Annotated in this window: 21 protein-coding genes; 16 read left to right on the forward strand and 5 right to left on the reverse strand. The window is 64.5% G+C overall.

Annotated elements, in window-relative coordinates; translation table 11 throughout:
- Positions 1 to 174 precede the first annotated feature (174 nt).
- From OUY36_RS09465 to OUY36_RS09485, 5 genes are all read left to right on the forward strand, one after another.
- A complete protein-coding gene (locus OUY36_RS09465; protein WP_102841337.1) occupies positions 175 to 858 on the forward strand; it encodes a response regulator transcription factor in 684 nt (227 codons plus the stop codon).
- Entirely contained in the window at positions 848 to 2,125 is a 1,278-nt protein-coding gene (locus tag OUY36_RS09470) for a sensor histidine kinase (protein ID WP_267937771.1), read from the forward strand. Before OUY36_RS09465 ends, OUY36_RS09470 begins: the two co-directional genes overlap by 11 nt.
- Before the next feature lie 81 nt (positions 2,126 to 2,206).
- Complete coding sequence (locus tag OUY36_RS09475) at positions 2,207 to 2,884, forward strand: class I SAM-dependent methyltransferase (protein ID WP_267937773.1); 678 nt, start codon at positions 2,207 to 2,209, stop codon at positions 2,882 to 2,884.
- A 2-nt stretch (positions 2,885 to 2,886) separates the two neighbouring features.
- Positions 2,887 to 3,606: a lipopolysaccharide kinase InaA family protein gene (locus OUY36_RS09480; protein WP_267937775.1), complete on the forward strand. Its 720-nt coding sequence runs from the start codon at positions 2,887 to 2,889 to the stop codon at positions 3,604 to 3,606.
- A 325-nt stretch (positions 3,607 to 3,931) separates the two neighbouring features.
- A complete protein-coding gene (locus OUY36_RS09485) occupies positions 3,932 to 6,067 on the forward strand; it encodes a putative bifunctional diguanylate cyclase/phosphodiesterase (protein ID WP_267937777.1) in 2,136 nt (711 codons plus the stop codon).
- Positions 6,068 to 6,078: 11 nt separating this feature from the next.
- On the opposite strand, the gene OUY36_RS09490 is transcribed toward OUY36_RS09485, so the two are convergent.
- Together OUY36_RS09490 and OUY36_RS09495 are read right to left on the reverse strand one after the other, a co-directional pair.
- On the reverse strand, positions 6,079 to 6,411 hold the full coding sequence (locus tag OUY36_RS09490) for a protealysin inhibitor emfourin (protein ID WP_267932673.1): 333 nt from the start codon (positions 6,409 to 6,411) through the stop codon (positions 6,079 to 6,081).
- Between the two features lie 9 nt (positions 6,412 to 6,420).
- Positions 6,421 to 7,464: a M4 family metallopeptidase gene (locus OUY36_RS09495; protein WP_267937779.1), complete on the reverse strand. Its 1,044-nt coding sequence runs from the start codon at positions 7,462 to 7,464 to the stop codon at positions 6,421 to 6,423.
- Between the two features lie 197 nt (positions 7,465 to 7,661).
- Here OUY36_RS09495 and OUY36_RS09500 point away from each other — a divergent pair, with 197 nt between their 5' ends.
- From OUY36_RS09500 to OUY36_RS09510, 3 genes are read left to right on the forward strand one after another with little or no spacing between them, the layout of a single operon-like run.
- On the forward strand, positions 7,662 to 9,101 hold the full coding sequence (locus OUY36_RS09500) for a cytochrome ubiquinol oxidase subunit I (RefSeq protein WP_267937781.1): 1,440 nt from the start codon (positions 7,662 to 7,664) through the stop codon (positions 9,099 to 9,101).
- 3 nt (positions 9,102 to 9,104) lie between these two features.
- Positions 9,105 to 10,112 (forward strand): cytochrome d ubiquinol oxidase subunit II, encoded by a 1,008-nt coding sequence (gene cydB, locus OUY36_RS09505; protein ID WP_102841329.1) that lies wholly within the window; start codon positions 9,105 to 9,107, stop codon positions 10,110 to 10,112.
- Positions 10,112 to 10,276, forward strand: a complete 165-nt coding sequence (locus tag OUY36_RS09510) for a DUF2474 domain-containing protein (RefSeq protein ID WP_267937784.1) — start codon at positions 10,112 to 10,114, stop codon at positions 10,274 to 10,276. Before cydB ends, OUY36_RS09510 begins: the two co-directional genes overlap by 1 nt.
- Positions 10,277 to 10,581: 305 nt before the next feature.
- On the opposite strand, the gene OUY36_RS09515 is transcribed toward OUY36_RS09510, so the two are convergent.
- Positions 10,582 to 11,619 carry an AraC family transcriptional regulator gene (locus OUY36_RS09515; RefSeq protein ID WP_267937787.1) on the reverse strand — a complete coding sequence of 346 codons (1,038 nt, stop codon included), beginning with the start codon at positions 11,617 to 11,619 and terminating at the stop codon, positions 10,582 to 10,584.
- On the reverse strand, positions 11,616 to 12,629 hold the full coding sequence (locus tag OUY36_RS09520; protein ID WP_267937789.1) for a carbon-nitrogen hydrolase: 1,014 nt from the start codon (positions 12,627 to 12,629) through the stop codon (positions 11,616 to 11,618). The genes OUY36_RS09515 and OUY36_RS09520 overlap by 4 nt, the downstream gene beginning before the upstream one ends.
- A 191-nt stretch (positions 12,630 to 12,820) precedes the next feature.
- Between OUY36_RS09520 and OUY36_RS09525 the strand changes: the two genes are divergently transcribed.
- The 5 genes from OUY36_RS09525 (at position 12,821) to OUY36_RS09545 (ending at position 18,942) form a co-directional block, all read left to right on the forward strand.
- Positions 12,821 to 14,851: an NADPH-dependent 2,4-dienoyl-CoA reductase gene (locus tag OUY36_RS09525; RefSeq protein ID WP_267937791.1), complete on the forward strand. Its 2,031-nt coding sequence runs from the start codon at positions 12,821 to 12,823 to the stop codon at positions 14,849 to 14,851.
- A 42-nt stretch (positions 14,852 to 14,893) separates the two neighbouring features.
- Entirely contained in the window at positions 14,894 to 15,316 is a 423-nt protein-coding gene (locus OUY36_RS09530) for a nuclear transport factor 2 family protein (protein WP_200594231.1), read from the forward strand.
- 195 nt (positions 15,317 to 15,511) lie between these two features.
- Positions 15,512 to 16,870 carry a hypothetical protein gene (locus OUY36_RS09535; protein WP_063543439.1) on the forward strand — a complete coding sequence of 453 codons (1,359 nt, stop codon included), beginning with the start codon at positions 15,512 to 15,514 and terminating at the stop codon, positions 16,868 to 16,870.
- A gap of 41 nt (positions 16,871 to 16,911) precedes the next feature.
- Positions 16,912 to 17,823 carry a 1-aminocyclopropane-1-carboxylate deaminase/D-cysteine desulfhydrase gene (locus OUY36_RS09540; protein WP_267938139.1) on the forward strand — a complete coding sequence of 304 codons (912 nt, stop codon included), beginning with the start codon at positions 16,912 to 16,914 and terminating at the stop codon, positions 17,821 to 17,823.
- An 18-nt stretch (positions 17,824 to 17,841) separates the two neighbouring features.
- Complete coding sequence (locus OUY36_RS09545; protein ID WP_267937793.1) at positions 17,842 to 18,942, forward strand: cyclic nucleotide-binding domain-containing protein; 1,101 nt, start codon at positions 17,842 to 17,844, stop codon at positions 18,940 to 18,942.
- Between the two features lie 4 nt (positions 18,943 to 18,946).
- Here OUY36_RS09545 and OUY36_RS09550 read toward each other — a convergent pair whose 3' ends face one another.
- Entirely contained in the window at positions 18,947 to 20,341 is a 1,395-nt protein-coding gene (locus OUY36_RS09550; protein WP_267937795.1) for an MATE family efflux transporter, read from the reverse strand.
- Between the two features lie 120 nt (positions 20,342 to 20,461).
- On the opposite strand from OUY36_RS09550, the gene pdxB reads away from it, so the two are divergent.
- From pdxB to OUY36_RS09565, 3 genes are all read left to right on the forward strand, one after another.
- Positions 20,462 to 21,607 (forward strand): 4-phosphoerythronate dehydrogenase PdxB, encoded by a 1,146-nt coding sequence (gene pdxB / locus OUY36_RS09555; RefSeq protein ID WP_267937797.1) that lies wholly within the window; start codon positions 20,462 to 20,464, stop codon positions 21,605 to 21,607.
- 87 nt (positions 21,608 to 21,694) lie between these two features.
- Entirely contained in the window at positions 21,695 to 23,716 is a 2,022-nt protein-coding gene (gene dnaX / locus OUY36_RS09560; protein WP_267937799.1) for a DNA polymerase III subunit gamma/tau, read from the forward strand.
- A 19-nt stretch (positions 23,717 to 23,735) separates the two neighbouring features.
- Complete coding sequence (locus OUY36_RS09565; protein ID WP_008567825.1) at positions 23,736 to 24,062, forward strand: YbaB/EbfC family nucleoid-associated protein; 327 nt, start codon at positions 23,736 to 23,738, stop codon at positions 24,060 to 24,062.
- The last annotated feature ends 10 nt before the right edge of the window (positions 24,063 to 24,072 follow it).

The following is a 24,072-nucleotide window of genomic DNA, read 5'->3' on the forward strand; positions in this document are numbered from 1 at the left end:
AAGCCTGGGCCGATTGTTGGTGGGCAAACTTAAGGCAGTCTTAAGCCGCGCGGGGCTAAATGCGCGGCTGGCGAGGCGACGTTTTTTTCACATCGTCTCGGCTATGTTCTGCGCCGCGCGCAGGCGTAATAAGCAGCGTCTGCCGTTCCGAAACTTCTAGCGAGTACCCCAGCGATGCGCATCCTGGTCATCGAAGACAACCGTGACATCCTCGCCAACGTGCTCGATTACCTGGAGCTCAAGGGCTACGTGGTCGACTGCGCGCAGGACGGCCTCAGCGGCCTGCACCTGGCCGCCACGCAGGACTACGACTTGATCGTGCTGGACCTGATGCTGCCGGGCATCGACGGACTGCAGGTGTGCAAGCGCCTGCGTGACGATGCCGGGCGCGATACGCCGATCATCATGCTCACCGCCCGCGATGCCCTGCCTGACCGTATCAAGGGGCTGCAGGCCGGTGCCGACGACTATCTGATCAAACCCTTCGCGCTGTCCGAGCTGGTCGCTCGTATCGAGGCGATCCTGCGGCGCTGCCAGGGACCGCGCCGGCGGCAGCTGCAGGTGGCCGATCTCTGCTACGACCTGGATACCCTGGAAGCCAGCCGTGACGGCCAGCCGATCCGCCTCAACCCCATCGGCCACAAGCTGCTGGCGATCCTCATGCAGCGCAGCCCGGCGGTGGTGCGCCGCGAAGCGCTGGAGGAAGCCGTCTGGGGTGATCACGTGCCGGACAGCGATGCGTTGCGCAGCCATATCCACCAGCTGCGCCAGGTGCTCGACAAACCCTTCGCCAAGCCGCTGCTGCATACCGTGCATGGCCTCGGCTTTCGCCTGGCGGAGGACTGCGATGCTCGCTAAGCAGCCGCTGGCGCGGCGGATCGTCATCGCCTTCACGCTGATGACGCTGGTGGTAAGTGGGGCGTTCGCCCTCGGCATCGTCGGTGTGGTGCACTTCATCGAGGAGCAGCTGGTCACCGAGGAGCTGAGTCGCGACCTGGACATCGTGCTCAACGAGGACCTGCCAAACGGGCGGACACCGCAGCTGGATACCAGCACCCACTTCTTCGCCTCGCATCTGCCCGAGCACCCGATGCCAAAGGCGTTTGCCGGGCTCGGCGAGGGGTTCACCGAGCTGGTTCGCGGGGACGATGCCTACTATGTCTATGTGCGCAAGGTCGGCGCTGAGCGCTACGTGCTGGTGCAGGAGCAGCACGAGTTCGAGGCCCGTGAGGATGCGCTGTTCAACGTCGTGCTGGCCGGCTTTCTGCTCAGCGTGCTGGGTGCCTGGGCGCTGGGGCGGCTGATGGCCGACCGGGTATTGGCACCGGTCAGTCGCCTGGCCAACCAGGTGCGCCACCGCGACCAGCTGCATCCGCTGGCGCCGCCGCTGGCCCTGCAGTATCCCGATGACGAGGTCGGCCATCTGGCCGCGGCGTTCGACAGCACCCTCGGCCAGCTGCGCCAGACCCTGGAGCGTGAGCGGCTGTTCACCGCCGATGTCAGCCATGAACTGCGCACGCCGCTGATGGTGGTGCTCGGCGCCTGCGAGCTGCTCGAGCAGCAGGCCGAGCTGTCGCCAGCCGCGCAGCGACCGCTGGCGCGCATCCAGCGCGCCGCGCAGGAAATGCACGAGCTGGTGGAAACCTTCCTGATGCTGGCACGGGCGCGTCCGCAACAGACGTCCTTGGCCGGTGACGCCAGCTTGCGGAGCGTGGCGACCGAGCAGAGCGAGCGCTGGGCACCGTTGCTGGCGGAAAAGGGCCTGGCTTTCGAGCTGTTGGAGGAGGGCGAGGACCGCGGCGTCTACAACCACACCCTGCTCGGCACGGTGATGTCCAACCTGCTGCGCAACGCACTGCATTACACCGACCGCGGCACGGTGCGGCTGGTCCTCGACGAAGGTGGCTTTCGCGTCGAGGACAGCGGCGTGGGCATTCCGCTGGCGGAGCAGGAGCGCATGTTCCAGCCGTTCGTGCGGGGCGCCGAGGGGCGCGGCGAAGGGCTGGGACTGGGACTGTCGCTGGTCAAGCGGATCTGCGCGCACCAGGGCTGGCAGGTTGGCGTGGTGCCGCGGCAACCGCAGGGCAGCTGCTTTCAGGTGCGCTTTCATGACGGCGCGGTTTGACGTTTTTTTCACATCCCGTTGACGGAGCCTTGATGTCTGTCTGGTTAGTTTGGCGTTCCGTTTCCAACCGGAATGCCCGCCATGACCACATCGAGCCCCATCGAACTGGAGTTCTCGCGCAAGTACGACCGCCAGCACGCCTACGAATACCTGCACAAGCATCAGGATGGTCTTGCCCGGCGGCTGTCGCACTGGCGTGACGAGCAGATGGCGCGCCGTGCGCTGCGAATCGCCGGCGACCCCGATCTGGTGCTCGATCTGCCCTGCGGTGCCGGGCGCTTCTGGCCGCTGCTGGCCGAGCATCCAAGCCGGATGATCTTCGCCGCCGACAACTCCGCCGACATGCTGGCGATCGCCGAGTCGGCGCAGCCGCAGGAGCTTCTTTACCGGGTCGAAAGCTTCCAGACCTCGGCCTTCGCCATCGACATGGGCGACAACGCGGTGGACAACATCTTCTGCATGCGCCTGCTGCACCACATCGCTGACCCGGCGCATCGGCTGGCGATGCTGCGCGAATTCCATCGGGTCACCCGAGACACGCTGATCGTCTCACTGTGGGTCGATGGCAACTACAAGGCCTGGAAGCGCAAGCGCCTGGAGCGCCGCCGGCCGGCCAAGGACAACCAGAACCGCTTCGTCGTTGCGCGCTCGGTGATCGAGGCGGAGTTCGCCGCGGCCGGTTTCGACATCCTTGACCGCAATGACTTCCTCCCGGGCTATGCCATGTGGCGCGTCTACGTGCTGCGCAAGCGGGGTTGAACATGAGCCGACCACTCGTACTGCCGGCCCGCGAGGCGCGAACCAGTACCTTCCAGCGCTGGTGGAACACCCAGGGCGAATGGGTCGAGGAACCCAACCAGCGTCGCGACGGCGAAAGCGGCGTGCAACGGATACGGCGGCGCGATCCAGAGCAGCCGCTGCTCTACTGCAAACGTCAGATCGGCCACTTGTATCGCTCGCTGCTGCATCCGTTCGGCCGGCCCACGGTGCTGCGCGAACTGCAGGCGCTGCTGGCCTTTACCCGGCTCGGCGTGCGGGTACCGGAGCTGGTCTACTGCGGCACGCGACAGCAGGCCGGCCAGTGGCAGGCGCTGCTGGTGACGGCAGAACTGCAGGGCTTCGTCAGCCTGGAGGACTGGTATCTACAGGATCTGGGACAACGCTTCGGTCCGGCGGTCCAGGCGCGCATGCTCGCGGCGGTCGGGATGACCCTCGCGCGCATCCATCAGGCGCACTGGCAGCATGGGTGCTGCTATCCCAAGCACATCTTCCTGAAGGTCCATGGTGAAGGCGATGCGGCGCGGGTGGAGGTGGCCCTGCTCGATCTGGAAAAGAGCCGGCGTCGGCTGCGCCGCCATGCCGCGGCCCGGCATGACCTGCGCCAGCTCCGGCGTCATTGCGCAGTCATGGTGGAACAGGACTGGCAGCAGCTGCTGACCGCCCACGCCGCATATCGGCAACGGCCCTGCGATCACATCTGAGCCGCGGCTGGTGTCACTGCTCGTCAGTCTGGTGGCCCTAGGCATGACACAGCCCGCAGCCACTTGGGTTTCCGAAGCGGCGAGTGGCACAGGTCGTGGCTGTCTTCCTTGTGCCTGAAATCGGTGCGATTGCCTGCTGTGATGCATCTTGCTGGTGCACAGGGCCAGGCAAACGGCGGGCTCGGATTCCGAGTGATGGCCAAGTGCCCTGTGGTGGAGCGTTTCTTGCTGTGCGTGGGCTTTCTGCCTTTTCCTGCCGACCGGCTTTGCGAGCCTGTCGCATGCGCGCTGTGGCCTGGCGGCAGGACCTTCGTCAAGACACGCAATGACCCAAGAATCTTCAGCCGCAACCAACCGTCCAGGCAGCCTGCTCAGTTGCGAGGTGCTCGATCGCCCTCGTGTTCTCGACACGCTGGTCAACAACCTCGAAGGCATGGCCTATCGCTGCCGCAACGATGCGGCCTGGACCATGATCTTCGTCAGCCAGGGCGCGTTGGGGCTGTGTGGCTACCGTGCAGCCGATTTGGTCGACGACGCCTGCATCAGCTGGGAGCAGATCACCCACCCGGACGACCGCGCACGGGTGCGGCGGGCTGTCGATGCGGCAATCATCCGCCAGGGGCGTTTTTCGACGCAGTACCGGATACGCACCGCCGCGGGCAACCTGAAGTGGGTCCTCGAACGTGGTGTGGCCGTGCCGAACGAGCAGGGCGAAATCGTCATTGAGGGGTTCATCGAGGACATCAGTGCCCAGCGCGCGGTGCTCGAGGCGCTGGAGCAGGCGGAGCTGCGCTACCGAAGCATTTTCGAGAACGCCTCCGAAGGTATTTTCCAGTCGACGCGCGATGGCCGTTACCTGGCCGCCAATCCGGCGCTGGCGCGCATCTACGGCTATGAAAGCGCCACCGAGCTGGTCGCCGACCTGGCTGACATCGAGCGTCGCCTGTATGTCCAGGGTGGGCGCCGCGAGGTGTTCTGCCAGCTGATGGAACAGCACGGTGAGGTGCTCAATTTCGAGTCCGAGGTCTATCGGCGTGATGGCGTGCGGATCTGGATATCCGAGAACGCCCATGTGGTGCGCGGCGCCAACGGCGAATTCATCTGTTATGAAGGGACGGTGCAGGACATTTCCGAGCGCAAGCATTACCAGCAGCAGCTGGAGCGCCAGGCCAACCATGACCTGCTGACGGGGCTGCCCAACCGCATCCTGCTCAATGACCGCATCGATCAGGGGCTGGCCCGTGCGGCGCGACTGGGCTACTACCTGACGCTGGTATTCATCGACCTGGACAATTTCAAGTTCATCAACGACGGTCTTGGTCACGTCGCCGGGGACGAGTTGCTCAAGAGCATTGCCAGGCGTCTGTCCGGGTGCCTGCGGAGTTCCGATACGGTGGCGCGCGTTGGCGGTGACGAGTTCGTCCTGGTGCTCAGCGACCACTATCGCGTCAGCACGGTGATTTCGCTGCTCGAACGCGTGCTGAACGAGATTCGTCGCCCGGTCACGCTTGCCGGTCGCGAGTTCCAGATCGGTGCCAGCCTGGGCGTGGCGATGTTCCCGGATGACGGCGAGGATGCGCAAACGCTGCTCAAGCACGCCGATATCGCCATGTATGCGGCGAAGAAGCGTGGCCGTAACACGTTCCAGTTCTTCATTCACGACCTTAATCGGGTCGCGGATGAGCGCTTGAATCTGGAAGCGGCGATGCGCATCGCACTGGAGCGAGACGAATTCTCCGTGCACTACCAGCCGAAGGTGGATGCCTCGTGCCGCATCGTTGGCGTCGAGGCGCTGGCACGCTGGACCCATCACGAGCTGGGCGTGATCGGCCCTGATCGCTTCATCGCCGTGGCCGAGGAGAGCGGGCTGATCATGCCGCTGACCCTGGCCATACTGCGCCAGGCCTTCAATGCCGCGCGGGCCTGGAACGAGGGGCGCGCAGTACCCTTGCTGATTGCGGTGAACCTGTCGCCGCTGCTGTTTCTCGGTGACGACGTGGTCGAGCGGGTTGCCGCGGTGCTCGACGACGCGGGGCTACCGGCAAGCCAGGTCGAGCTGGAGATCACCGAGACCGTTTTTCTCGGCGACGGCACACGCGCGGTCTCGATACTCGCCGAGTTCAAGGCGCTCGGCTTTCGTCTGGCCATGGACGATTTCGGCACCGGCTATTCGTCGCTCAGCTACCTGCGGCGTTTTCCGCTGGACATCATCAAGATCGATCGCTCGCTGGTCACCGGGCTTGAGCAGGAGGAGGAAGTGGCAATGATCGCCCGTGCTGCCATTTCGCTGGGCAAGAGCCTGCACAAGACGGTGGTGGCAGAGGGTGTGGAGAACCTGCCGCAGTTCGACTACCTGCGTCGTTACGGCTGCGACGAGTTCCAGGGCTACCTCCTGTCGCGCCCGCTGCCGGCCGAGCAGCTGACCGCCTTGCTCGAGGGCGGCGGAACCATCGAGCTGTGAGCGCGCGGCTGTCAGTCCGACTCGCCGGGAATGGCACCATCGCGCCATAGCTGCACCAGTTCCTGCGGCGCGCGATCCTCGGGGATCTGCAGAACAAGCTCGGCGTCGGCATCTTCGCGGCGGTAGTGCAGTTCGACCCGAAAGAAGCGCTGGTCACCAGCGCCAACCGTCTTGCTGGCTATCGGCAGGCAGCGCTCCAGTACCGCACAGAGCGCCTGGCGCTGCGCGGGATCACAGCCGGTAAAGGCGATCCGGCGCGGCCGGGCAAGTCCTGGGGCGGCGACAAGGCCTCCTTCGCGGCTCAAGCGCAGTGAGGTATCGGGTCCCAGCGGCGGCATCTTCATCTCGTCTCCTCACCGTTGCAGCACACCGACCTCGAACCAGGCCTGCTGCAGCGCGTCGACCTGCCTGGACTGCCGGCCGAACGAGCGGGCGGCGTGGCTCAGCGTTGCATTGGCGAACGTCACGAAGTCGGCATCGTTCGGCAATTGCTTGTCGCAGATGGTGTCGTACCAGATGCGTCCGGCCTGTTCCCAGGCGTATCCGCCAAGCGCAGTGGCGGCCAGGTAGAAGGCGCGGTTGGGAATGCCCGAGTTCAGATGCACGCCACCGTTGTCCTGGCGGGTTTCAACGTAGTCGCGCATATGTGCCGGTTGCGGATCGCGGCCGAGCAGCGGGTCGTCGTAGGCCGTGCCGGGATTGGCCATCGAGCGCAGCGCCACGCCGTTGACCTTGTCGGTCAAGAGTTCGGCGCCGACCAGCCAGTCGGCTTCGGCGGCCGTCTGGCCGAGCGCATGCTGTTTGGTCAGTACGCCGAACACATCCGACACCGATTCGTTGAGCGCCCCCGACTGGTTGAAGTAGAACAGCGCCGCTTCGCTCTCGATCAGACCGTGGGCCAGCTCGTGAGCGACCACATCCAGCGAACGGGTGAAACGCTGGAACAGCTCGCCATCGCCATCGCCGAAGACCATCTGCTCGCCGTTCCAGAAGGCGTTCTCATAGCCCTGGCCGTAATGCACGCTGCCGATCAGCGGCATGCCCAGGTCATCGATCGAGTCACGCTGGTACACCTGCCAGAAGAATGCATAGGTCTGGCCAAGCGCCGCATAGGCCTCGTCCACGGCGGGGTCGCCGGTCGCCGGCTGGCCTTCACGACGCCGCAGTGTGCCGGGGAGCCGCATCTGCTGCTCGGCATCGTGGATGCGGCGTTGCGGATGGCCGGGCGTGCGTAGCTCGCCCAGCTCGGCGATGGCGGTGGGACGAGGCGGCCCGGGATTGGGCAGCAGGCTCAGCACATGACCGAGCGTTTCGCGGGCACAGCCGCGCAGATAGGGCGAACCGTGCTCGATGATGCGATCGAGGATGTAGGGCGGAATGAACGAGCGGATCTGCACCGGCGGAACTCCTGGCTGACGCGGCTACGCACAGCATAGCTTCGGCCTGTGCGCCCGGCTCGACCGTCGATCATGCGGTCGTAGCGACATGCCGCGGCGATCAGGCTGCACCCTTGGCGCGATCTGCTGTCACTTGTGCTGGATCCCGTAATCGCCGTCACAGACGACGCGGGCGGTCATCTGACGAGGAGTTGCCCATGTTCGGATTGGAAGCGCTCGAGCTGGCGCGTGTTCAGTTCGCTTTCACCATCACCTTTCACATCATCTTTCCCGCGATCACCATCGGGCTTGCCAGCTATCTCGCGGTGCTCGAGGGCCTCTGGCTGAAGACCAAACAGGAGGTCTACCGCGACCTCTACCACTTCTGGCTGAAGATCTTCGCCGTTAACTTCGGCATGGGCGTGGTTTCCGGCATCGTCATGGCCTACCAGTTCGGCACAAACTGGAGCGCTTACTCGGAGTTCGCCGGCAGCGTGACCGGGCCGCTGCTGACCTATGAGGTGCTGACGGCGTTCTTCCTCGAAGCAGGCTTCCTGGGCGTGATGCTGTTCGGCTGGAACCGTGTCGGCCCGCTGCTGCACTTCTTCTCCACCGTCATGGTCGCGGTCGGCACTTTGATTTCGACCTTCTGGATCCTTGCCTCCAACAGCTGGATGCATACCCCGCAGGGGCACGAAATCATCGATGGCGTGGTGGTGCCGGTGGACTGGCTGGCCATCATCTTCAACCCGTCGTTCCCGTATCGTCTTGCGCACATGGCCGTCGCCGCCTTTCTCGCCACGGCGTTCATCGTCGGCGCTTCGGCGGCCTGGCACCTGCTGCGCGGCAATGACAACCCGGCGATCCGCAAGATGCTTTCGATGGCGATGTGGATGGCGCTGCTGGTGGCCCCGGTGCAGGCGGTGATCGGCGACTTCCATGGCTTGAATACCCTCGAATACCAGCCGGCGAAGATCGCCGCGATGGAAGGGCATTGGGACAACTCCGAAGGCGGACCGACGCCGCTGCTGCTGTTCGGCTGGCCGGACATGGAAGCCGAAGAAACCCGCTACAAGATCGAAATTCCCTATCTCGCCAGCCTGATCCTCAATCACAGCCTGACCGAGCCGATCCCGGCGCTGAAGGACTTCGCGCCCGAGGATCGGCCGAACTCGACCATCGTGTTCTGGACGTTCCGCATCATGGTCGCGCTGGGGCTGCTGATGATCGTCACCGGCATCTGGAGTCTGTTGCTGCGTCGCGGTGACCGGCTCTACCGCTCGCGAGCGTTCCTGCGGATGGCGCTGTTGATGGGGCCGTCCGGGCTGATCGCCATTCTCGCCGGCTGGTACACCACCGAGATCGGCCGCCAGCCCTGGGTGATCTACGGCGTGATGCGCACCGCGGACGCCGTATCCAACCATGGCGCCGGGCAGCTGGGGCTTACCCTGGCGATGTTCGTGGTCGTTTATTTCGCAGTGTTCGGTGTGGGCATGGTGTATGTCCTGCGGTTGGTGACAAAAGGCCCGGTGATCAGCGAAGGGCGCGAGAAAGGAGCGGGCGGGCCGGGCGAGGCGCGCACGCCGATGCGCCCGCTGTCCGCCGCGGACGAGGCGATAAACCACGAACAGGGCGATCAACTGGGCGAGAGGAACTGAGCCATGGGTATCGATCTTTCATTGATCTGGGCAGTGATCATCATCTTCGGGATCATGATGTACGTGGTGATGGACGGCTTCGATCTCGGCGTCGGCATCCTCTTTCCGTTCGTGCGGGACAGCTCCGAGCGTGACGTGATGATGAACACCGTTGCGCCGATCTGGGACGGCAACGAGACCTGGCTGGTACTCGGCGGCGCAGGGCTGTTCGCCGCCTTTCCACTGGCCTATTCGGTGGTGCTGTCAGCGCTCTACCTGCCGATCATCTTCATGCTGATGGGGCTGATCTTCCGCGGCGTGGCCTTCGAGTTCCGCTTCAAGGTCACGCGCGAGCGCCAACACATCTGGGACCGGGCGTTCATCGGTGGGTCACTGGCGGCGACCTTCTTTCAGGGCGTCGTGCTGGGTGCGTTCATCAGCGGCCTGCCGGTGGAGGGGCGCGCCTATGCCGGTGGCGCGCTCGATTGGCTGACGCCGTTCTCGCTGTTCTGCGGCCTGGCGCTGATCGTCGCCTATGCGCTGCTTGGCTGCACCTGGCTGATGATGCGCACGGCCGGTGATCTGCAGAGGCGCATGCATGACATCGGTATTCCACTCGTTTGGGCGGTGCTGGCCGTGACCGGCATTGTCAGCCTGTGGACGCCGCTGACCCATCCCGACATCGCCGAGCGCTGGTTCAGCATGCCCAATCTGCTGATCTTCATGCCGGTGCCGATTCTGGTGCTGCTGTGCGCTTTCGGGCTGTTGCGTTCGATCCAGCGCTATGCCAACTACACGCCGTTCCTGCTCACGCTGGCCTTGATCTTCCTCGGGTACAGCGGGCTGGGCATCAGCCTGTGGCCGAACATCATCCCGCCTTCGGTGAGTATCTGGGAGGCCGCCGCGCCTGCCGAAAGCCAGGGCTTCACGCTGGTCGGCGCGCTGCTGATCCTGCCGTTGATCCTGATGTACACGGCCTGGAGCTACTACGTGTTTCGCGGCAAGGTCAGCGCCGAGGACGGGTATCACTGATGGCCCGTCGCCCAGAGGAGTCGCCGCGCGCCGGCGAGCAGAAGCCGCTGTGGCAGCGCATGGCCTGGCTGGTGGTGATCTGGAGCGCCAGTGTGCTGGCGCTTGGGGTGGTCGCGTGTTTGCTGCGGCTGGCGATGAGTGCAGCGGGGCTGGCGACGCCCTGAGCTGCGCCACGCTGGGCAGCTCCCACCGCGCATGGCGCGCTATAGGGCGCGACTTGGAGGCATGAGGGCAGTGGACGCGCTTAGAGCGCTGTCATATCTACTTCATCGGCTGGCTGTAGCGTGGCTGGCATGAACCTTGATGGTTCATCCGGCAACCGCTCAGACAATGCAGACGATCAGGAGTCTACCGATGGACGATTATCAGGACGAGCTACTGGAATGGCATGCGGCCGAACAGGACCATCCCGATTCTGCCGAGGATGCCGTCGAGCTCTGAGGGCTCGCCCGAAACGCGTGCGTGCCGGTCAGCCGCCCCGACGCTGGGTGCGACGATAGTCACCGGGTGTCTGTCCGCTCCAGCGCTTGAAGGCGCGTTGAAACGCCTCCGCGGACGAGAAGCCGAGCAGCCAGGCGATCTCGCCGAAGGCCGATTCGGTATCGCGTATGTATGCCATCGCCAGGTCGCGCCGGGTGTCGTTGAGAATGGCGCGGTAGCTGCTGCCTTCATCGGCCAGCTTGCGACGCAGCGTCCAGGCCGGCATCTGCAGGCGTGCCGCGATCTGCTGCAGGTCCGGCTCCTGCCCCTTGAGCATGGGCCCGAGAATTTGCGTGACGCGCTCGCGCAGGCTGCGGGTGCGGGTACGCCGCTCCAGCTCGATCTCGCATAGTTCCAGCAGATGCCGCCAGGTGCCGGGACAGTGTTCTGGGTTGCGCAGGGCCAGCGTGCGCTGATCCAGCTGCAGCTGATTAGCCTCGGCGCTGAATGTCACCGGGCGGCCGAATAGCGCTTCGTAGCGGAAGGCGTAATCCGGCGCATCGAATTCGATATGGATCGCCGTCGGCAGCAGCGGTTGGCCGCATAGCCGCTGCAGCTGGGTGACCCAGCTGGCGAGCACGGTATCGACGACGAACCGGTTGTAGGCGTTGTAGGGGCTGATCGAATAGAAGCGCAGCCAGGCGCCGGTGGCGTCCTCGTGGAAGCTCGAGCTGCCACGATAGTTGGATGCGTACAGCGGTTCGTAGCGGATCAGCGCGCGTGCCGCTTCACGTACGGTTGGCGCTTGCGCGGCGGTCAGGCCGGCAAGCCCGAGGTGGCTGGGCTTGCGCAGACGGCCCATCTCCAAACCTAGCGCGGGGTCGCCCGCCAACTGGATGGCGGCATGACCCAGGCGCATGTAGCGTGGAATCGACAGCCGTGCATGGGGTTCGGCCAGGCGCTCGGCGTCTAGCCCATAGGCGAGCAACAGGGGTCGCGGGTCGTGGCCATGCAGCTGCAATGCTTCGCTCAGGCTGTGCAGGAAGCCGACCGACAGGTCGCCCAGGCGTATGCGCTGCACTGTCATCGGCCGCTGTCGAGCCAGAGATTCTTGACCTGCACCGGCACGCCATGTCCCGGCGGCGCCGGGCGACGCGGCGAGCCGAGCAGGTTCCAGGGCACGGCGAGTGTGTGCACGGCCATGTGCGGCCGGTCATCGAAGCCGTTGTCGAGCGCGCCCTGGCAAGCGGAGTGCGGATCCGCCAGGGCGCCGGGTAACGCGAGCAGCCTCGCTTCGGCAGGTGGGCGGTGCAGGTAGGCATCGCACCCGAGCATTACCGCCATCGGACCTGCTGGCGTGGCGATCGGGCGCCTGGGTTCGGGTATCGGGGCGACGCTGTAGCGGCGTTCGTAGCGACTGAGTGCATGTTTGTACTGCAGCGTTCCCAGGGGCTTGCCGCGGCCGTCGAATGTCAGACTGACCTGGCGTAGCGGGCCATCGCCGATCCTCAGACGATCATTTTCCAGATAGGGCTCTGGCAGCACGATCGAGCCCGCCACCAGGGTGATGCCGAATTCCCGGGCAAGGCCGCCGAAGATTGCCTGGTAATCCTCCGCCATCTGCCGCGCCTTCAAACGCAGTACGGCACCGGTACGGCGGTCGTCACCCTGATTGCCGGTCAGTGCCAGCAGATAGCTGCCCGGGTTGCTCAGTGCCATCCACTGCATCGCATCGCGCAGCGTGCGGGCTTGCTGCACTTCCGGCTTCTCACCCAGAGCGAACAAGCCGGTGCCGACATGCTCCGGCAGCACGACGATGGTTCGTTCGCTCAGCATTCCGGCTTCGGCAGCCTGGCGGAGATACGTCCTGAACTTCAGCTGTAGCCGTTCGCGGCTCTGATAGTCGGCCGGTTGCAGGCGCGTTTCGATGCCCAGCAGGTTGCCCCCGGTGCCCGCTTGACCCTGGCTTTCGATGGGCAGGGTGCGCAGATCGGAGAGCAGCGGGCCGCTGCGTCTGTCATGGGTCCAGTCGAGATAGACCGCGAGCGAGACGCCGACGAGGATCAGCAGCAGGGCCAGTTTGAGCGAGAGACGCATGAGCAGGCGATGAGCAGGGATGGACGGCGTCAGCCTAGATAAAGGTGGTGCGGTTGCCAAGCGTTTTGCGCTGAATGATCAGAAAGTTGTCACTTATGATCATTGAGCGTGGCGTATGGGCTGTTTATCGTCGCTGCATATCCGACCGTAGCCCCAAGAGGCTCGGCACCGACAATGATGAGGACACACCGATGACCGCCTTCCCGCATCTGCTGGCTCCGCTCGATCTGGGCTTCACCACGCTGCGCAATCGCACCCTTATGGGCTCCATGCACACCGGCCTGGAGGAGATGCCCAACGGTTTCGAACGCATGGCGGCGTTCTTCGCCGAGCGCGCCCGTGGCGGCGTCGGCCTGATCGTCACCGGTGGCGTAGGTCCCAACGAGGAAGGTTCGGTGCGCGCCGGTGCGGCCAAGCTGTCGACACCGGAAGAGGCCGAAGAGCACAAGATCGTCACCCAGGCCGTGCACGAGGCCGGCGGCAAGATCTGTATGCAGATCCTGCATGCCGGTCGCTATGCCTACAGCCCGCAGTTGGTGGCGCCGAGTGCGATCCAGGCGCCGATCAACCCGTTCACCCCGCGCGAGCTGGACGAGGAGGGCATCGAGAAGCAGATCCGCGACTTCGTCAATTGCGCGAGTCTCGCCCAAAGTGCCGGCTATGACGGCGTCGAGATCATGGGGTCGGAAGGCTACTTCATCAACCAGTTCCTGGTCGCGCACACCAATCACCGTACCGACCGCTGGGGTGGCAGCTACGAAAACCGCATGCGCCTGCCAGTGGAGATCGTGCGTCGAGTGCGCGAGGCGGTTGGGCCGAACTTCATCATCATCTATCGCCTGTCGATGCTCGATCTGATCGAGGGCGGCAGTGTCTGGGAAGAAGTGGTGCAGCTGGCCAAGGCCATCGAGCAGGCCGGCGCCACACTGATCAACACCGGCATCGGCTGGCACGAAGCACGCATTCCGACCATCGCCACCAAGGTTCCACGTGCCGCCTTCACCAAGGTCACTGCCAAGCTGCGCGGCGAGGTTGGCGTTCCACTGGTCACCACCAACCGCATCAATACGCCGGAAGTGGCCGAGCAGGTGCTGGCCGAGGGCGACGCCGACATGGTCTCCATGGCGCGGCCGTTCCTTGCCGACCCTGAGTTCGTCAACAAGGCCGCTGCGGGCCACAGCGAGCGGATCAATACCTGCATTGGCTGCAACCAGGCCTGCCTGGACCATACCTTCAGCGGCAAGCTGACCACCTGCCTGGTAAACCCGCGTGCCTGCTATGAAACCGAGCTCAACTACATCCCCACCACGACAGTGAAAAAGGTCGCGGTGGTCGGCGCCGGTCCGGCGGGCCTCGCCGCAGCGACCGTTGCAGCGGAGCGCGGGCATCAGGTGACGCTCTTCGACGCTGCCGGTGAAATCGGTGGCCAGTTCAACGTCGCCAAGCGCGTACCGGGCAAGGAAGAGTTCTACGAGACCCTGCGCTATTTCCAGAACCGCCTGGAGGAAACTGGGGTCGAGGTGCGCCTGAACACTCGCGCAACGGCCGAGACACTGCTGGCAGGCGGTTTCGATGAGATCATCCTGGCCACCGGTATCGTGCCGCGCACCCCGGAGATTCCCGGAATCGACCATCCGAAGGTGATTGGCTATCTCGATGCGATCCTCGAACGCAAGCCGGTCGGTCAGCGCGTGGCGGTGATCGGTGCCGGTGGCATCGGCTTCGATGTGTCGGAGTACATCACCCACGACGGTCAATCCACCAGTCTGGATCGCGAAGCGTTCTGGAAGGAGTGGGGCATCGATCTCGGCCTATCGGCACGTGGCGGCATCGCCGGCATCCAGCCGGCTCCGCATGCACCCAAGCGGCAGGTCTACCTGCTGCAGCGCAAGAAATCCAAGGTTGGTAACGGCCTGGGCAAGACCACCGGCTGGATTCACCGTACCGGCCTGAAGAACAAGCACGTGCAGATGCTCAATTCGGTCGAGTATCTGCAGATCGACGATGTTGGGTTGCACATCCGGGTTGGCGAGGGCGAACCGCAGGTGCTGGCGGTGGATACGGTCATTCTCTGCGCCGGTCAGGAGCCGCTACGCGAGCTTCAGCAAGGGCTGGAAGCGGCTGGCGCCCGGGTGCACCTGATCGGTGGCGCCGACGTGGCAGCCGAACTGGATGCCAAGCGCGCGATCAACCAGGGTTGCCGTCTGGCTGCCGCGCTCTGAGCCCATCCTGACCTGACCTGACCACTCCACGGGAGCACGCGTATGGAAAGCAAGATGATGCTGCAGCCACAGGCTGCCGAATGCCTGCAGGCCTGGCACGCGATGATCGCCCAGCGCGATCTGAGCCGGTTGCCGGAACTGCTGCACCCGCAGGCGGTGTTCCGCTCGCCGATGGCGTACAAGCCCTACGAGGGCGCGGCGGCGGTCAATCTGATCCTCAACACCGTGCTGCAGGTATTCGAGGACTTTCGCTATCACCGTGAACTGGTCAGCGCCGAAGGCAGCGACGTCGTGCTCGAGTTCAGTGCCAGGGTAGGTGATCGTGAGCTCAAGGGAATCGACATGATCCGCTTCGACGAGGCGGGCAAGATCGTCGAGTTCGAGGTCATGATCAGGCCGATGAGCGGCCTGCAAGCGCTGGGCGAGGAAATGAAGCGCCGCCTTGCGGCCCACAGCGTCGGGTGATTTAGCTAAGCCCATCGCAAATCCGCGGACGTCGCGTTCTACGGCGGCCAATGCGCAGAATGGCTGCCAACCAAGTCACATTGCCTGCGCGTGCATTTCCCCTAAACTGGCGAAACCTACGGAACCACGGCGACGGATCGCCGCGCGTTCCGCCAATCGCCGGCTCGCCGTTGCGAGCGATAAAGGAAGCCGAGCATGCAGAACAAACCGCAGATGGTCGAAGCCGTGCTGTTCTTCAATGAAGGCGCCATCTGCAAGGAAATGCTGTATCCCGAATTCGAGGCAGTGCTGGACGGAGTGGTCGCGCTCCCCGAGTTCGCCGATCGCCAGATGCGCGCGGTCTACGTCATGATCAACCCGCGGTTGCAGGTTCGTGCCGCGGTGTTCTTCTGCCTCGACTTCAATGACGATGGTTCCGCGGACTCTGGCTGGAACATTCCATTGCGGCAGCTCGCCGAGCGTACCGGCAGGGGGCCGGACATGGGGGCGGGGCCGATTCGCCTGGCCTGCCGCAGCCAATGCCCGGTGTCCTGGCACCAGATGCACATGTGGGACCCCAAGGTAACCGCCGAGCGCAATGATCTCGCCGTGTTGCGCGAGACCATCAAGCGCAACCAGCTTGGCCTCCTGGTTGAGGATGATGCGCCCCAGGCAGTGCCTGCCGAGCGTTTGCAGATGGTTGCCGAGGACACCTGGTATGCCGCCGAGGCGGCAAAGGAAGCGGCGACCCGGCGCTCCGAAGCTCACGAGCGGGAGCAGCGGCAGAAGGCCGCGCTGCTGATCAAGCAGCAGCGTCAGCGTATCGCCAATCTGGAACGCCTGCGCGAAGAAGAAACGCTCAAGGCGAGCGCTGCGGCGGAGAAGGAGCGCAAGCTGCTGCAGGATGAAATCCGCTCGTTGCAGCAGCAACTTCAGCAGCAGACCGATATCAATGCCAACCTGCATGCTCAACTGACCGCACAAGGCGAAAGTTTCCAGAAAGCGCGTGAGGAGATGAGCAAGCAACTTCGCACGCTGGAGGCGAACGGGCGCGTCGAGGTCAGTGCCGCTCGCGAGCAGTTCGAGCATGAGGCGCAGGCGCGCATAGCCGCGGCTATCGCCGAGTACAAGGAGCAGGTCGCGATCCGCGATGTCGAGCTGGCTTACCGCAACGAGCTGGACGCGCAGCTCGAAGACGAGATTCAGCGGCTCAAAGGTGAATGCGAGGAGCTGCGGCTAAGCGGCGATCGCGTACTGGAGGAGCTGTCGCGTCAGGGCGTGGTATTCATGGCCTATCACCCTGGAGCCGGCCACCTGACCATCGCCTTGCAGGACCTGGCTCGATACCGCGCTAACCCCATGGCTTATGCCGCAGCCAAGTGCTTCGTTTCCGAAGAACAGTACCGCCAGTGGCTGGATCATTATCAGAAGCCGGCCTGTGTAGCGACGCTTGCGAGCGGTGAGCGCTGTGCCATGCCGCTGGACAAGATCGATTCGCCGAGCCGCTTCGTGATCGGTGAATCCAACTGCTGTGCCCGTCACCGGAAGGAAGACCGGCAGCGCACCGGTAGCTGAGCCACTTGTCTGGTCCGATTTCACCCGAGCTGCATGCACCGCTGCGTTTGCAGTCGCTGTCGTTGGACTGGCTGCAGGCCGCCGGTGTGGAGGCCGTGGTGCTGCGGCTCGATCTGGTGGATGCCGAGCTGTCGGGTAACAAGTGGTTCAAGCTCGTCAAGCATCTGGAGGCTGCTCAACGCAGTGGGGCGGGCGGCCTGATCAGTCTCGGCGGAGCTCATTCCAACCATCTTCATGCGCTGGCGGCTGCCGGTCGTCGCTTCGGCCTCGAGACGGTCGGGTTGCTGCGCGGACATGCACAGGACACGCCTACCGTCGTCGATCTGCAGACGTTCGGCATGCGTTTGCACTGGCTGGGCTATGGCGGTTATCGGGCGCGCAATCTCCCCGACTTCTGGCACCACTGGCAAGAGCGCTATCCCGGTTACTACTGCGTTCCCGAAGGTGGTGGCGGCTTGCTCGGTGCGCTGGGCTGCGTGGATCTGGTCGGGCGGTTGGGTTCGGCACTGGACCAAGTGGGTTGGCACGATTACGACGCGGTCTGGCTCGCCGCCGGCACCGGCACGACGCTGGCCGGAATCGCCATCGGCGAGGCGGGGCGGCACCGGGTATTCGGCGCGCTGGCCGGTCCGCCCTCACATGCGGTCGATAGCCGTGTAGCCACGTTGCTGACAGAGGCTGGCGCAACAAAGGCCGACTATCACCTTCTGGATGCGAGCCGCGGCGGTTTCGCTCGGTTCGACAGAGAGCTCGCGGGTTTCATTCAGCTGACCGAGCGTGACTCGGGTATCCCTCTGGATCCCATCTACACTGCAAAGGCGATGATGGCATTGCGCCTTTATGTCGAGCGCGGGTATTTTCCATCGGGCACACGCCTGGTGTTCGTTCACACCGGCGGTTTGCAGGGCTGCCGCGCTGCCCAGGCGCAGCTGGAACGGCTGTTGGATGGATAGAGCTTTGGATTTGTCAGGATGAACAAACCGCTACACCCCGATCAGCTGCGTAATCTGGTTCCGCTGAATGAGTTGTCCACCCGTCAGCTATGGGACCTGCGTGCCCGTCTGCAGCCTGCGGTCCTGTCCGCAGGGCAGGTATTCGAGCGAGGGCAGGGCTCGACACGCGATTATCTGCTGACGGGGCGGTTGCTGCTGGTCGATTGCGATGGTCTGGAGTCGCTCCTGCTCGAAGGCAGCCCGGAGGCGTCGCATAGCCTTTCGCCAAACCTGCTGCGCGAGGTGCGCGCGGTGGATGACTGTCTGATGCTGTCGATCGACAGCCATGAACTGGATCGTCTGCTGTCCTGGCGTCAGGCCCTGCAGGATGTGCTGTTGGAGCTGTCTTCGGATGACGAGGTGGGCGACTGGCTCGAGCGGCTGCTGGACAACCCGTTGTTCGCTCAGGTCCCGCCGGCGAACATCCGCAGCATGCTGAGCCGACTGGTGAGCATTGACGTCGCGGCGGGCCAGATCCTGCTGAACGAAGGTGATGTCGGCGACTGCTGCTATTTCCTCAAGAGCGGTCATGCCCAGGTACTGAAAAACATCGACAGTGGCCAGCAGCAGCTGCTCGCCGAGCTGGAGCCCGGCGCCTGCTTCGGCGAGGAGGCGCTGCTGGAGGAGCGGGCACGCAATGCCAGTGTCGTGATGATCGAGGATGGCTGTGTGCTGCGCCTCGATCGGTCGGACTTCATCGAGTTGCTCAAGGCGCCGGTCGTGGCTGAGGTCGAGCTGGAGCAGGTGGCCGATCTGCTAGGTTGCGGCGCCCAATGGCTGGACGTGCGGCCGCTGGATGACTACGAGCGGGGGCATGCCATGCAGGCGCTGCATATGCCCTTGCATCTGTTACGTCTGAAGACCCGTCTTCTCAACCCGCGACGCACCTACCTGTGCTACTGCGAAAGCGGCAAGCGCAGCGCCAACGCCGTGTTTCTGCTGACCCAGCTTGGCTTTACCGCCTACGCATTGCGTGGTGGGCTCGATGCGCTCGATGCCGAAGATCGCGATGCGCTGCTCTGGGAGTGCGGTACCGGTTACCTGGCGCGATCCGATGGTCGCATCGAGCGCAGCCTCTGATCCGTCAGGCTACGGCTCGGCGCAGCGCCGTATGGCGACGAATCTCCCGGCGAGCGCTGCGCGCCAGTCGCACGCTGAGCAGCAGCGCGGCGCAACTCAAGCCGGCGATCAGACCCTGCCATAGGCCGCTCGGCCCGCTCGCCGGGCCAAGGTGATCGGTCAGCCCCAGCAGATATCCGACCGGCAATCCGATGCCCCAATAGGCGAACAGCGTGTAGACCATGGTCATGCGGGTGTCCTGATAGCCACGCAATGCGCCAGCCGCGGTGACTTGCACCACATCCGAGAACTGGAACAGTGCCGCATAGAAGAACAGGCTGGCGGCGACTGCGATCACCGCCGGGTCCGGAGTATAGATTCGTGCGATCTGCTCGCTGAACAGCAGCATGGCGCTGGCCGAGAAGCAGGCATAGACCAGCGCCGCGGCGATCCCTACACCAGCGACGAAACGGGCGTCCCGCGGGGCGCTGCGACCCAGCTCCTGCCCGATGCGCACGGTTACCGCCATACCCAGCGACAGCGGGATCATGAAGATCAGCGAGGTGAAGTTCAGTGCGATCTGATGCCCGGCAACCACCGTCGCACCGAGCGCGCCGATCAACAGCGCGATCACCGAGAAGATGCTCGCCTCGGCGAACACGGCGATGCCGATGGGGACGCCGACCGACAGCAGCCGACTTAGCATCGGCCAGCGCGGCCCTTCGAAGTGGGCGAACAGCTGGCTCGCCTGGTAGGCCGGCGCGCGCTTCACCCACAGGCTCATCGCCGTCAGCATGAACAGCATCACCAGCGCCGTGGAGACGCCGCAGCCGACGCCGCCCAGTGCCGGCATGCCGAGCTTGCCGTAGATGAAGATGTAATTCAGCGGGATGTTCAGCAGCAGGCCGAGGATGCCGATGACCATGCTCGGCCGTGGGTGACCCAGGCCATCGCTGAAGCAACGCAGCACCTGATACAGCGCCACGGCGGGGAAACCGCAGGCGACGGCACGCAGGTAGGCCATGGTCGGGTCGATCAGCGCGGGTTCGACACGCATCAAGTGCAGCACCGGCTTGGCGTTCCACATCAGCAGCGCACTGATGATGCCGATACCCACACCCATCCACAGGGCCTGGCGCACCAGAGGGCCGATTTCGGCATGCTGACCGGCGCCGAAGCGCTGGGCAACGTTGGGTGTGGTGGCCAGGGTAATGCCGCTGACCAGCAGGTAGACCGGCACCCAGATCGAGTTGCCCAGCGCGACGGCAGCGAGATCATGCGGGCTGACACGGCCCGCCATCACGGTATCGACGAAACCCATGGCGGTGCTGGCCAGCTGGGCAATCATCATGGGCAGGGCGAGGGCGAAGAGGGTGCGCAGTTCAAGGCGGACCCGTCTGAGACGCAGCTCAGTGGGCATTCAAGGCGTTCCGGTTGTATACAAGAAACGCGCTAGTCTACGCCGGGTCGCCGTACTCAGGAAGGCGGCAAAGCAGTGGCGGGCCGTCTAGAATGTGCTTCCCCCAACCGGAGCCATGCCATGCACATCCTTGCCGACGAAAACATTCCGCTGGTCGATGAGTTCTTTGCCGGTCTCGGGGCGATTCGTCGCATGCCCGGCCGCAGTATCAACCGGGCGGCGCTGGAAGGCGTGGATGTGCTGCTGGTGCGCTCGGTGACGCGGGTCGACCGCGAATTGCTGCAGGGCACGGCGGTGCGCTTCGTCGGTACCTGCACCATTGGCACCGACCATCTGGATCTCGACTATTTCGAGCAGGCTGGCATCGCTTGGGCCAGCGCGCCAGGCTGCAATGCGCGGGGGGTGGTCGATTATGTGCTGGGCGGCCTGTTGGCGTTGGCCGAGGTCAGCGGCGAAGCCCTGGCGCAACGTAGTTTCGGCGTGGTGGGCGCCGGCGAGGTAGGCGGGCGCCTGGTCGAAGTGCTGCGAGGCCTCGGCTGGGACGTGCGCGTTTGCGACCCACCGCGCCAGGCGCGCGAAACGGGCGGTTTCGTGTCGCTGGATGAGGTGCTCGCCGAGTGCGACGTCATCAGCCTGCACACCCCGCTGAGCATGAGCGGCGACTGCCCGACCTTCCATCTGTTCGATCGGCAGAGGCTGAGCAAGCTGCGACCGGGCGCCTGGCTGATCAACGCCAGCAGAGGGGCGGTGGTGGATAACGCAGCGTTACGCGACCTGCTGCTGCAGCGCCCGGACCTCGAGGCAGTGCTGGATGTCTGGGAAGGCGAGCCGCAGGTGGACGTCGAACTGGCTGATCTGTGTCGCATCGCCACGCCGCATATTGCCGGTTACAGTCTGGACGGCAAGTTGCGCGGCACGGCGCAGATCCATGCGGCCTATTGCGCTGCACGAGGCCTTGAGCCGACCGTCCAGCTGGCGCAGCTGATGCCGGGTGCCGCGCTGACCGAGCTGACCTTCGCCGCATCGGCAGAGCCGGCCGACATGCTGGCAACGCTGTGCCGGGCGGTCTACGACCCGCGCCGCGACGATGCCGACTTCCGTCGTAGCCTCGTCGGCGACGACGCGCAGCGCCGGACAGCTTTCGATCTGCTGCGCAAAGGCTACCCGACGCGCCGCGAGATCGACGGGCTCGCCGTGCGGATAGAGGGGGACAACCGAGCGCTGGAAACGGTTGTCAGCGCGCTCGGTGCTCGCTTGCTGCACTAGCTGGCAGATCGGGCGCGGCTCGGATGCAATTTCCATCCTGCTCCGCTAGCATTACCCGTCCTCTGCCTAGTTCCCCGCGATGGTGTTATGAGTTATCAGGTTCTTGCACGTAAATGGCGTCCGCGCTCGTTCCGCGAAATGGTCGGCCAGACGCATGTGCTCAAGGCCCTGATCAACGCGCTGGACAATCAGCGCCTGCACCATGCCTATCTGTTCACCGGTACCCGCGGCGTCGGCAAGACGACGATTGCGCGGATCATTGCCAAGTGCCTGAACTGCGAGACGGGCGTCAGTTCCACACCCTGCGGGCAGTGTTCGGTCTGCCGGGAGATCGATGAGGGGCGCTTCGTCGACCTGATCGAGGTGGACGCCGCAAGCCGCACCAAGGTCGAGGACACGCGCGAACTGCTGGACAACGTGCAGTACGCGCCGAGCCGCGGGCGCTATAAGGTCTACCTGATCGACGAAGTGCACATGCTCTCGTCGCACTCTTTCAACGCGCTGCTCAAGACCCTCGAAGAGCCGCCACCCCACGTAAAGTTCCTGCTCGCGACCACCGATCCGCAGAAGTTGCCAGTGACCATCCTGTCGCGCTGCCTGCAGTTCTCGCTGAAAAACATGCCGCCGGAGCGAGTCGTTGAGCACCTGACCCATGTGCTTGGCGTCGAGAACGTGCCTTTCGAGGAAGATGCGCTGTGGCTGCTCGGGCGCGCCGCGGACGGCTCGATGCGCGACGCCATGAGTCTGACCGACCAGGCGATCGCATTCGGCGAGGGCAAGGTGCTGGCCGCCGATGTGCGGGCGATGCTTGGCACGCTCGATCACGGTCAGGTTTACGGCGTGCTGCAGGCGTTGCTCGAGGGCGACGCCCGGGCGCTGCTCGAAGCCGTTCGCCATCTTGCCGAACAGGGCCCGGATTGGGCCGGTGTACTGGCGGAAATGCTCAATGTGCTGCATCGCGTTGCCATCGCCCAGGCGCTACCGGATGCGGTGGATAATGGTCAGGGCGATCGCGATCGGGTGCTGGCACTGGCCCAGGCGCTGCCAGCCGAAGATGTGCAGTTTTATTACCAGATGGGGCTGATCGGCCGCCGCGATCTGCCATTGGCGCCCGATCCGCGCAGTGGCTTCGAAATGGTTCTGCTGCGTATGCTGGCGTTCCGTCCGGCGGATACGGATGACGCGCCGCGAACATCGCTAAAGAATTTGGGAATCAGCCCGGCCACAGCTGATTCCAAGCCTGCAGCGGTGGCCGATACCGCTGCTCCCGGCGTGTCGCCTGTTCCTGGTTCCGCTCCAGAGGCTCCTGTCGCCTCAGAGATGCCGATGTCAGCTGCTGTGGTGGCGGCCAGCCCTGTCGAGCCGCTGGCCGCAGCCGCTCCTGAGCAGCCCACCGCGGCAGAGCCACCGGCACCGTCAGCGATTGAAGAACAGCCGGTGCCAGTGGTCGATGTGCCCTGGAACGAGCCGCCCGCGGTGGCGCCGGTGGCCGTCGAGTCCGATGCCGTTCTGCCGGAGCCGGCGCTGGACGGTCCGCCTGATCATGTGGCCGCCGTGGTCCAGGTCGAAGAGCCTGACGATGACGAGCCGCCGCTGACTGATGAAGACTATTTCGAGGTGGAGAACCAGGCCGAGGCGTACCTCGAAGAATTGCAGCAGGACGAGACCGAGCAGCAGGAGGCCGAGCCTCTGCCCGCGGTGGAGCCGGCTACCGGGCTGGCTGCCGAGTGGCTGGAGCTCTATCTCAAGCTCGGCCTGTCCGGTCTGACCGGCAGCATCGCTGCCAACTGCACGTTGATTTCGGTGGAGGGCGATCGCTGGCTGATGCACCTCGACCCGGCGCAGAGCGCCCTGTTCAATCCGACGCAGCAGCGCCGGCTGAACGATGCGTTGAATCAGTACCACGGGCGGACGCTGCAGCTCGATATCGTGCTGCAGAAGCCCGAGCAGGAAACGCCGGCGCAGGCCGCGCAGCGTCGTCGCGCCGAGCGACAGCGTGCCGCCGAGCAGTCGATTCATGCGGATCCGCTGGTCCAGCAGTTGATGCAGCAGTTCGCCGCGGTGATCCGTGAAGGCACCATCGAACCCGTAGAACACTCAGAACCCTGATCGAATTGAGGTGATACCCATGATGAAAGGTGGCATGGCCGGCCTGATGAAGCAGGCGCAGCAGATGCAGGAAAAGATGCAGAAGATGCAGGAAGAGCTGGCGAACGCCGAGGTCACCGGACAGTCCGGCGCCGGCCTGGTCAGCGTGGTGATGAACGGGCGTCATGACGTCAAGCGCGTCAGCCTCGATGACAGCCTGATGCAGGAAGACAAGGAAATCCTCGAAGACCTGATCGCTGCGGCCGTCAACGATGCGGTACGCAAGATCGAGCAGAACAGCCAGGAAAAGATGGCCGGCATGACCGCCGGGATGCAGCTGCCGCCGGGCTTCAAGATGCCGTTCTGATCCATCAGGC

Source organism: Stutzerimonas sp. R40042, assembly GCF_026642215.1.
Classification (GTDB): Bacteria; Pseudomonadota; Gammaproteobacteria; order Pseudomonadales; family Pseudomonadaceae; genus Stutzerimonas; species Stutzerimonas frequens.